Genomic DNA, 10,245 nt, shown 5'->3' on the forward strand with positions numbered 1-10,245 from the left:
CGCGCAGGCGGCCGACCGACTCCGTGAAGCGCCAACACGGTCACTGCCCCGCTTCGACGTCCAATAGCACTCGCTCCCCGTCCCGCCTGATCACCTCACCGCCGCAACATCCCCCGTAAACTCCCCAACAACAACAAAACAAACAAACTCAAACTCCAGAGCGCATACTCCACCCCGAACACTTCCACCATAGCATCCATGCAACTAGCATAAATCCCAAACAGCCAAGGCACCGCCCCATCCAACCCCGACGCGCTCATGAACTGATCCGCGAACGTCTGATCGCAAGAAAACATATGCGCCGCCACATCATATTGATACCAGGCCGCAGCAATCCCGCCCACACTCAATATGGCCGCCAGCCCCGCGCATAACCTAGCCAGCACCGCCACATTGGCGCCAATCAAAGCAATCACGCCAATAGTGAGATAGATCAAGCGCTGCAACACGCACCACGCGCAAGGCGGCATGTCATACACATGCTGCGACACCAGGGCAACGCCCAACGCACCAAAGCAGAAAATGGCGATCAGCCATAACAGGCGACGAGAAGATTGCATGTAATTAGACCGAGGTAAAAAACATGATGCCGGGCCATACCACTGCCCGGCATCGTTACAGAAAGGACAGGCCGATCATGCGCCGCATCAGGCGTCGCTCGACGAGAATCCCATGTTGAACTGCAGCCCGCCGGTGGACTCATCGCCGCCCGGGTCTCCACGCGATTGGCCCAGGCGCTCGAGGTATTCCGCCGTAATATCGCCGGTCACATACTGACCGTCAAAGCAGGACGACTCAAAACGCGTCAAAGCCGGATTGATATCCGTGACAGCTTGCTGCATATCGCTGAGGTCTTGATAGATCAACCCGTCAGCGCCGATCGTGCGCGCGATTTCCTCGTCTGTACGACCCGTGGCGATCAACTCGCTCTGCGTAGGCATATCGATGCCGTACACGTTCGGGAAGCGCACTGGAGGCGCAGCCGAGGCGAAGTAGACCTTGTTCGCGCCAGCCGCACGCGCCATATCGACGATTTCGCGGCTGGTCGTGCCGCGAACGATGGAATCATCGACCAGCAGCACGTTTTTGCCCTTGAACTCGCTGCCGATCGCATTGAGTTTCTGGCGAACGGATTTACGGCGCACCGCCTGGCCCGGCATGATGAACGTACGGCCCACGTATCGGTTCTTGATCAGGCCTTCGCGATAGTCCAGGCCCAGACGTGCCGCCAACTGCATCGCGGCGGGACGCGACGAATCCGGAATCGGCATCACCACATCGATATCGCCCAGACGCATATTGCGCGCCACCTTGTCGGCCAGGTATTCACCCATACGCAGACGGGCGTCATACACCGACACACCATTGATCATCGAATCGGGACGTGCGAAATACACGTACTCGAAAATACAAGGAACGAGTTGCGGATTGTCAGCGCACTGGCGGCTGACCATGCGGCCGTCCAGATCGACAAAAATCGCCTCGCCCGGCTCGACGTCGCGCACAAACGCAAAACCGCTACCCTCGAGGGCGACGGATTCCGAAGCGACCATCCATTCGGCGCCCTCATCGGTTTCCTGGCGGCCGATACACAGCGGACGAATGCCATGCGGATCGCGGAACGCCAACATGCCATAGCCAGAAATCTGGGCCACGACAGCATAAGCGCCACGCACTCGTTTGTGCACGGCCGATACCGCACGGAACAACGTGTCGTCGTTGAGCGATACGCCGGTAGCGGCCGACTGCAGCTCGTGCGCCAGCACGTTGAGCAGCACCTCGGAATCAGAATTCGTATTGATATGGCGGCGGTCATCGCGATACAGCGACTCGCGCAGCTCGCGCCAGTTGGTCAGATTGCCGTTATGGGCAAAAGTGATGCCGAACGGCGCGTTCACGTAGAACGGTTGGGCTTCTTCTTCGCTGGCGCTGGAGCCCGCCGTGGGGTAGCGCACATGACCGATACCGCTGGTACCGGGCAGCGACCGCATGTTGCGGGTGCGAAAAACATCCCGCACCAGGCCGTGGGCCTTGAACATGTTGAAGTGGCTGCCTTGGGACGACGTCGCAATACCTGCCGCGTCCTGGCCACGATGCTGCAGCAGCAGCAAACCGTCATAGAGCAGCTGGTTGACCGGCCCGCGCCCAATGACCCCGATGATTCCACACATGGTGATTTCCCGTTAAACGAAACTTAGTAGGGCAGCCACGTCGCCAACGACGGGGGCAACCACAACTTGATATGCCTGACGGCCTCGGTGGCCGAATGCGAAAACATGGCGTTTTGCCACCAGGGCTCTTGCGGCAACGGCGTATAGCCGCCCAACGCCACCAATATCAACACAAACAACAAGCCTCGCGCCAAGCCGAACACAGCACCCAGGCCATGATCTGCCGGAGACAAGCCAGTCGTACGGATCAGGGCAGCCAACGTCATATTGAGCAGCCCTACCCCTAGCAATACCAAAATAAACACCGCCGCATACGCAATACCCATACGCAGCATCGGAGTCTCTATATAGGGTTCAATCCAGCCATATACAGAGGGCCCCCACCAGATCGCTGCCACGAAGGCCAATAGAAATGCCATCAAGGACAGGATTTCTTTCAGCAGGCCGCGTACCAACCCCAGCAGACCGGAGGCTGCCAGGATGGCCAACACGACGAAATCGAAACCGGTCACTGGCTGGCAATGAAGCCGTTGTCATAACCCAGCGTGCGCAAGCGTGCCTGAGCGGCCTGGGCCGCCTCACGCGACGGGAATGGCCCCACGCGCAGGCGATACGACTGTTTACCTCCAACGGAAGCTTGTTCGACAAAAGCGTTGGTGACGCCAGCCTGGTGCAATTTGGTACGCCGCGATTGGGCATCGGCCTGGGCGCCATATGAAGCGATCTGCAGGACGAAATTGCCTTTGGCGGCGGGCTTGGGTGCAGCCGGTACGGGGGTATCAGACGGGGAACGCCCCTCCAGCAGGGCCAGGGCCCGAGCACCGTCCTCGTCGCGCGACTGCTGAGGTTTGGGCGGCGTAGCTGGTGGCTTGGTCGCTGGCGGCTTGGGCGGAGTCACCGCGGCAGGCGGCGTCTCGGGCCGCTGGGCGGTGGAAGCAGGCGGCGTCGCAGGCTGCGTGGACACGTCAGGCGGCGTAGGGACAGCCGGCGGCTCTACGGGCGGCGTCGCAGGCGGCGCGACCGCAGTACCCTCCGGCGTGGTACCCGTGGCAGCATTACCCGCGTCGGCCACGGCCGGCGGCGAGACCTGCGGTTGGTACGGCGTATTGCGATCCGGCAAGCGGATAGGAATATCGTCCGCGACGGGTACGGGCTCAGAGTCCAGTACCATCGGCAGCACGATGACAGCTGCGAGCACCAGCGCGACGGCGCCGGCTAACCGCCGGCGAGCACGCCCACGGAGTTCTGCCGCCTGGGCTTCGCTGGATACCGACGGACGCGGTCTAGAGGGCGATGCCTGAGAGGCGGAGTCTTTGCGAGTGAAAAATCCCATGGGCAGGAATTCCTTGCGACCTGACCGGAGCCTGCGCCCCGACTGCCGAAACCTTAAATTTTGCGACCCAGTGCCTGCAAAACCGCGGCAACGGTGAGAAACGAGCCAAACACCACGATTCTATCACCCTCGCCTGCCCGCTCGCGGGCTGCGGCGAATGCGGCAGCGGGGTCTGCGTAGGCCTGCACGGTGGGCGCGTCGGAATCAGCCGGAGCCGCCTCGAGTGCGGACGAGACGTGCTTGGCCAAGTCGTCTCCGCTGCCGCCTCGCGGCCCGGGCAGGCCTGCACAGTACCAGTGATCGATACGCCCCAGCATCTTGGCCAGGACGCCGTCGACGTCCTTGTCATTGAGCATGCCCACGACCGCATGGGTGTAGGGATGAAAACCCATGTTATCCAGATTCTGAGCCAGCACCGCTGCGGCGTGCGGATTATGCGCCACATCCAGGATGATGACGGGCTGCCCAGGCAAAATCTGGAACCGGCCCGGCACCGATGCCTGCAGCAGACCGATACGGACGGCTTGCTGCGGCACAGGCAGGCGGTCACGCACCGACTCCAGCGCAGCCAGCGCGGCCGACGCATTCAGCAATTGGTTTGCGCCCCGCAATGCAGGATAGGCCAGGGCATTGCGGCGCTGGCCTCGGCCGCCATAGGCCCATTGCTGGCGATCCCCGGAATAGTTGAAGTCTTTACCGAACAACCACAGCTCGGCGCCGATCTCTGCGGCGTAGTCCAGCAACGACTGCGGCGGCTGGGGGTCACTGCATATGGCCGGCCGGCCGCTGCGGTAGATATGGGCCTTTTCCCAGCCGATTTTCTCGCGGGTATCGCCCAGCCAGTCGGTATGATCCAGATCGACGCTGGTGACGATGGAGCAATCGGCGTCAATGATATTGACAGCATCCAGGCGCCCCCCGAGGCCGACTTCCAGCACGATGGCATCGAGATTCGACTGTGTAAACAAGCGCAAGATCGCCAGCGTGGTGAACTCGAAATACGTCAGCGTGATCTCGCCACGGGCCGCTTCGACCGCGGCGAACTGCTCGGTCAGCGCGCTGTCGCTGGCGATCTCGCCGTTGACCCGGGCGCGCTCATTGAAATCGATCAGATGCGGCGAGGTGTACAAGCCCACGCGGTAACCGGCGGCCAGCAAAATGGCCTCGAGCATGGCACAGGTCGAGCCCTTGCCGTTGGTGCCGCCGACGACGAATTTGACGCCGTTCAGCTGCAACGCCAGGCGATCCGCCACCTGCTTGACCCGGTCCAACCCCAGATCGATAGCCTTGCTGTGAATGGACTCAAGGTATTGCAGCCACTGAGGCAACGGCGTGGCAGCGTCTAAACGGGGGGCAGACATGAAAATATTCGAAAAAGGCGAAGACGCGGCAGTGTAACAGCCGCGTCGATTGACAGGGGGCATAGCCCCTGTTGGCATTGATGGATTCAGAGCCGGAATGACCGCCGTCGAATGGCGCTCATATTTGCAATGCGGGCCGAGATTTCAGGAGCTCGGCGTAGCGGGCTGCCCTTCCCTCATTGGGCTTTGATTTGTGCCGTTTCCACCCATTTTGCCCATCGCTGAATATCGCCGTCGATATATTTGCCGAATTCGGCCACCCCCATGGCCTGAGGTTGCAGCCCGAGATCGCTCAGCTGTTTGACCATCTCCGGATCAACGAGCGCATGTTTCAGATAGGTACTCATTTTTTCCACCACCGCCTGCGGTGTGCCCGCCGGTGCGGAGATCCCCATCCAACCTTCGACAATAAAGCCGGGATACACACTGGTGGTCGTTTCGATATTCGGCAAATGAGGATTGCGCTCTGTGCCCGTCACCGCGATGGGTTTCAGATTACCGCCTTCGATTTGGCCCTTGGCAGTCAAATAATCAACGAAGGCAAACTGAATCAACCCGCTGCGTAAATCCGTCAAAATCTGCGTCACGTTTTTGTATGCAGCACCCGCAATATCGATCTTTGCATACTGCTTGAGCAAATTCGGTGGCACCTGCGACGACGAACTGTAATAGCCAAAAAACACTTTGCCGGGCTCGCTGCGGGCCTGCTCAACCAATTCCCGCAATGTGTTGATCTTGCTGTCCGGTGAGACAACAGCCACGGTCTGGAATGTGCCTATCATCCCGACATTCACGAAATCCTTGTCGGCATCGTATGGCAGCGTTTTGTAGAGATACCGATTGGCGGATTGAGTGGAATTCGTCGAGAGTAGAAAGGTATACCCGTCTGGCGCCGCATTCTTGACCGCGGCCGTTCCTATCACGCCCCCTGCACCCGGTTTGTCCTGCACGACGACATTATCTACGCCCGCCTTCTGACTGAGATACCTGGCGACCGTACGAGCCGTCAGATCCGCCGCCCCGCCTGCCGCAGACGGCACAATAATGTTGACGGGTTTGCTGCCAGGCCAATCGCTGGCTAGCGCGGACACGGACACACTAGCCAGCATGCATACCGCCGCCAAAGCGGTCAAACTACGTCGATGTACTTTACTCATTGCCTTCTCCTTGTTATGTCGACGTCTACGGTGATCAGCAATGCCCGACACCGAAACAGCGCTGATACCAAACTAGAATCGCCTCTGCACTCTCCTGCCAGTCGGCGCCATACATCATGCAATGCGGTTGGGCCTCGAGCAGCTCGTAATCGATGCCCAGGAACCGGGCAATAGCCAAATCCTGTCCTGCGGGGTGGCGCTCCAGATCGTCCCGGCCCGCCTCCAGGCAGATACCTGGACACACGATACGGTCGGGGTCGACTTGCATACGCAATGTGTAGCGGTCATTCAACACCCGCGGGCTCTCGGCACGCATTCGTGCCATGACGTTTTCCACTCTGAGCTCGTCGGTTGCCCCGAGAAAGCGCCATCGAACCTCGTCTGGATCGGGCACCGCGCGCAACGTATCCTCCGGCAACGCCGGCAATGCCCGGGCACCGGGAAGATTGCCCGGCGGCGATGGCGCCAATAACACCAACCCTTGCGGATTCACGATCATGGCAGCCAGCATGGCCGGGATAGCCCCGACGCTATGCCCCACCAGCACGACCGGCCGGCCCAACGCCTCAATGCAGGCGATGAGTCGATCCGCCAGGAATTCCAGCCCAATATCAGGTGTCATCTCGTCAGCGAGCGAACCATGCCCCGGCAGATCCACCGCATAGCACCCAATGTGACGCTGTGAGAAATAGTCCAAGTAATGGCTGAAACACCACGCACCGTGATAGCCACCAGGCACGAATACCAACGCCGGGCGGTCTGGCAGACCTTCGCATCCCGTATATACCCGGCATCCCGCGAGGTTCGTCGCCGGGCGCGTGTCAAACCCGCTGAAGTCCAGATGATGTGCAAACTGCTGTGTCGAATGATCCATGGCGAGATGGTAGATATCGCCCAAAAATAAGTAAAATTAATTAATATTATTAATCAATAAAATAAACAAATGGCAGACAACGCATTCTCGATTAATCACTACCGCTACTTTCTGTGGGTCGCCGAAACGGGCAGTTTCAGGCTGGCAGCGGAACGTGCGCACCGCTCACAACCGGCGATTTCGCTGGCCATACGAGAAATGGAAGAACGGCTCGGCCAAAAACTGTTTGTGCGGGGCAGCCCGGTCGTGCCGACCGCGTTCGGGATATCTTGCTTAACGCTGGCCCAGCAACTGGTGGATCATGCCGACCAAGTCTCCTCGACGATGGGGAGCATCGCACGCAACGACAGCGGCTTTCTCAGCATGGCTTGTGTGATGTCGGCGGCGACACATTGGATGCCGGGTCTGGTTCGGTCCTATCGCCAGCGCTATCCCAATGTCATGTTGAACATTCGCGATGACAATTCCGAGGGAGTCGAACAGATGCTGTTACGAGGCCAAGCGGAACTGGGCATCTGCAGCACGGTCAGCGACAACTCGGCACTGAGCTTTCAGCCTTTGTTCAAGGATGAATTCGGGCTGGTATGCCATCGCGACCATCCTTTGGCCACGGCCGGTCGGCTGACCTGGAAGGACATCGCCCATCTGCCCCACATCGGAACAGTGGCTCACAGACAACTGGCGAGCTGCCCTCAAGCCGCGTTCTTATCCGAATGCCGGTTGTATATCGCAAACATGCTGACGCTCATCGCCATGCTCAGGCAGCAGATGGGCGTAACTGTGCTGGCTCGTTTGGGGCTGCCGCCAGACCAGAATGAATTGACGTTCGTGCCGCTCGATTCGCCCGGCGTAGAGCGCACCCTGGGGCTACGCATGCGCGCGGATCGCACACTATCGCCCGCAGCCGAATACATGAGGCAATTAGTGTTAGCCGAAATAGGTCATTCGCAGACAGGCTGAGCTCTGCTGGCTGGGGGAAAAGGCCTATTCCGGCAACACTGAACAAGGCGAAGACGGCGATCCAACAATGCAAACACATGCACCGCCTACTTGAGTGCCCCCAGCATCAGGTCGAGGTTTTGCACCGCCGCGCCCGAGGCCCCCTTACCCAGGTTATCGAACACTGCTGTCAACAGAATCTGACCCTGATCAGCATTCGCAAAAACAGCGAGCTCCATGTTGTTGCTGTCATTCAGACGCTCGGGATCCAACCCCTGCGACGCCGAGGATTCGGCCAATGACAATACCCGCACGTATTGCGCGCCCGCGTAATGATCGGCAAGACAAGCGTGCACCGTGTCCGCATTCGCGCCGGCTGGCAACAGGCGCTGCTGTAACGCAATGGTGAGCACGATCCCCTGGCGATAAGCCCCGTACGCCGGCACAAAAACCGGTGGCAATGCCAAACCGGCATAGCGCTGAATCTCCGGGACATGCTTGTGTTGAAGGGACAAGCCATAGACCTGGAATGCGGGCAGATTGCGGGATGGTTGACTGACGGTCTGCCCCTCCCCCTGCGAATCCCCGCCCTCGTACCGCTCGACAGCAGCACGCCCACCGCCGGAATACCCCGATACAGCGTGAATAGCCAACGGATAATCAGGCGGCAGCAATCCGGCCCTCGCCAAGGGCGACAGCAGGCCGATCGCACCCGTAGGGTAACAACCCGGATTCGTGACGCGTTTGGACTGTGCAATCAGCCGCGATTGATCGGCGCTCAATTCCGGAAAACCATAAGTCCAGCCATCCTGTACCCGATGGGCAGAGCTAGCGTCGATAACGCGCACGTCGGGATTTTGCACCAGCGCCACCGCCTCGCGCGCTGCCGCGTCGGGCAGGCACAAAATGGCAATATCGCAGGCATTCAGCGCCTCAGCGCGACGTTGCGGGTCCTTGCGATAAGCCGCCGGCAAGGTGTCAATGACAATATCGTCGCGCCCCTGCAAGCGCGCATGGATCTGCAGGCCCGTTGTGCCCTGGTCGCCGTCAATAAAAACATGAGGGGTGGTCATCGCGATGATTCCGGTGAATAGTCGATGGCGTTATCGTGACTCGGGCCATAAAATTAGAAAAGTTGAATTTAATAATCTTTCTATTCAGAAATTCTGATCAACGAGGCGCCATGCGGGAAATCAACCTGGATCAACTGCGCACGCTCATCACGATTACGGACCAGGGCTCGTTCGCCAAGGCGGCGGCACTGCTGCATCTGGCGCCGCCCACGGTCAGCCTGCACATCAGCGAATTAGAACAGCGCGTGGGCGCGCAATTGCTGTCTCGAACCAAGGGTCATGTACGTCCCACGGCTATCGGCGAGAGCCTGATCGACCATGCACGAAAGCTGTTGGCCGACGTAACGCATGCCCTGGATGACGTGTCACGTCAGGCCCAAGGTCTGGCGGGCCGCGTCCGGCTAGGCGCATCCACCGGGGTCATCGCTCATTTGCTGCCGCGCGCCCTGGCAGCATTGGCGCAATCGCATCCGGCAATAGACGTACAAATCGCAGTCCTGACCTCGCAACAAACCCTCGCACAGTTGAGCGATGGATCGCTCGACATTGGCATCGTCGCCCTGCCTCAAGCCAAGGTTGCCGGCCTGACAATCCAACCGTGGCGGCGTGATCCCGTCGTGGCCTTCCTGCCTGCGGCCTGGCGCGCGCCTGCCCGTATCACCCCTCGTTGGATGGCCGAACGGCCGCTCATCCTGAACGACCCCGGCACGCATCTGTCCAGATTGACCACACAGTGGTTCGCCGACGTCGGCCTGCGCCCTGTTCCCCGCATCGCGTTGAACTACAACGACGCCATCAAAAGCCTGGTCGGCGCAGGCTATGGCGGCACATTATTGCCTCACGAGGCGGGCGCACCATCACCCGATGAACGCATTCTCATGCGGCCCTTGCGGCCAGCCTTGTGGCGGCAATTAGGAGTCGCTTATCGCGAGCAACTGAGCGAGCCTGCTACACGCCATATGTTGGCGGCTTTGTGGGATTTGCAGCTGCAGTGAAATCGAGCTGTTTTGTCAGGTAGTGGCCGCAGACCCGTTGGGCTAGCGAGTCCTCAGACGCAAGCCCCCAAAACGCAGCCAAGCAGATCCTCCAACTAACTCAACGCCACCCCGCCGCATGCCCGGCCCGATCGCTTGAGGTGGGCGCGCAGGGCGGCCGCCGAAAGCAGCACCGCAAGATCTTTCTCTTTACCAATGCGGCGACGAAAAAACGCCAAGCAAGAAGATCGTGCCAGCGGTGCAGAGAATTCTAGTTGCTGCCAGTCGAGCCGAGGCAATCGGCCCGGCCGGGCGCCTCAAAGTCGAGCGAGCAGCCACCGNAGGGAGCGCGAAGGCGCGGAC

10 protein-coding genes are annotated in these 10,245 nt (G+C 59.9%); 2 read left to right on the forward strand and 8 right to left on the reverse strand.

All coding sequences use genetic code 11. The features are described from left to right. Positions 1-95: 95 nt before the first annotated feature. The 7 genes from ACNA0J_RS15680 to ACNA0J_RS15710 all read right to left on the reverse strand — a co-directional run bounded on the left by ACNA0J_RS15680 (position 96) and on the right by ACNA0J_RS15710 (position 6,896). Positions 96-560, reverse strand: a complete 465-nt coding sequence (locus ACNA0J_RS15680) for a disulfide bond formation protein B (RefSeq protein ID WP_415819807.1) — start codon at positions 558-560, stop codon at positions 96-98. An 87-nt stretch (positions 561-647) separates the two neighbouring features. Continuing rightward, positions 648-2,171, reverse strand: a complete 1,524-nt coding sequence (purF, locus tag ACNA0J_RS15685; RefSeq protein WP_415819808.1) for an amidophosphoribosyltransferase — start codon at positions 2,169-2,171, stop codon at positions 648-650. 23 nt (positions 2,172-2,194) lie between these two features. Next, complete coding sequence (locus ACNA0J_RS15690; RefSeq protein WP_094820789.1) at positions 2,195-2,683, reverse strand: CvpA family protein; 489 nt, start codon at positions 2,681-2,683, stop codon at positions 2,195-2,197. After that, a complete protein-coding gene (locus ACNA0J_RS15695; protein WP_415819809.1) occupies positions 2,680-3,504 on the reverse strand; it encodes an SPOR domain-containing protein in 825 nt (274 codons plus the stop codon). The genes ACNA0J_RS15690 and ACNA0J_RS15695 overlap by 4 nt, the downstream gene beginning before the upstream one ends. Before the next feature lie 53 nt (positions 3,505-3,557). Continuing rightward, positions 3,558-4,865, reverse strand: coding sequence for a bifunctional tetrahydrofolate synthase/dihydrofolate synthase (folC, locus tag ACNA0J_RS15700; protein ID WP_415819810.1), 1,308 nt, complete (start codon positions 4,863-4,865; stop codon positions 3,558-3,560). 176 nt (positions 4,866-5,041) lie between these two features. Continuing rightward, a complete protein-coding gene (locus ACNA0J_RS15705) occupies positions 5,042-6,022 on the reverse strand; it encodes a Bug family tripartite tricarboxylate transporter substrate binding protein (RefSeq protein ID WP_415819811.1) in 981 nt (326 codons plus the stop codon). Between the two features lie 34 nt (positions 6,023-6,056). After that, positions 6,057-6,896 carry an alpha/beta hydrolase gene (locus ACNA0J_RS15710; protein ID WP_415819812.1) on the reverse strand — a complete coding sequence of 280 codons (840 nt, stop codon included), beginning with the start codon at positions 6,894-6,896 and terminating at the stop codon, positions 6,057-6,059. A 69-nt stretch (positions 6,897-6,965) separates the two neighbouring features. Here ACNA0J_RS15710 and ACNA0J_RS15715 point away from each other — a divergent pair, with 69 nt between their 5' ends. Then, positions 6,966-7,856 carry a LysR family transcriptional regulator gene (locus tag ACNA0J_RS15715; protein WP_415819813.1) on the forward strand — a complete coding sequence of 297 codons (891 nt, stop codon included), beginning with the start codon at positions 6,966-6,968 and terminating at the stop codon, positions 7,854-7,856. Between the two features lie 86 nt (positions 7,857-7,942). Here ACNA0J_RS15715 and argC read toward each other — a convergent pair whose 3' ends face one another. Further along, positions 7,943-8,908, reverse strand: coding sequence for an N-acetyl-gamma-glutamyl-phosphate reductase (gene argC, locus ACNA0J_RS15720; RefSeq protein WP_415819814.1), 966 nt, complete (start codon positions 8,906-8,908; stop codon positions 7,943-7,945). 110 nt (positions 8,909-9,018) lie between these two features. On the opposite strand from argC, the gene ACNA0J_RS15725 reads away from it, so the two are divergent. Then, positions 9,019-9,903: a LysR family transcriptional regulator gene (locus ACNA0J_RS15725; RefSeq protein ID WP_415819815.1), complete on the forward strand. Its 885-nt coding sequence runs from the start codon at positions 9,019-9,021 to the stop codon at positions 9,901-9,903. Positions 9,904-10,245: the final 342 nt, after the last annotated feature.

Origin of the sequence: Bordetella tumbae, assembly GCF_965139195.1 — a bacterium.
In the GTDB taxonomy this organism is placed as follows: Bacteria; Pseudomonadota; Gammaproteobacteria; order Burkholderiales; family Burkholderiaceae_B; genus Bordetella_A; species Bordetella_A tumbae.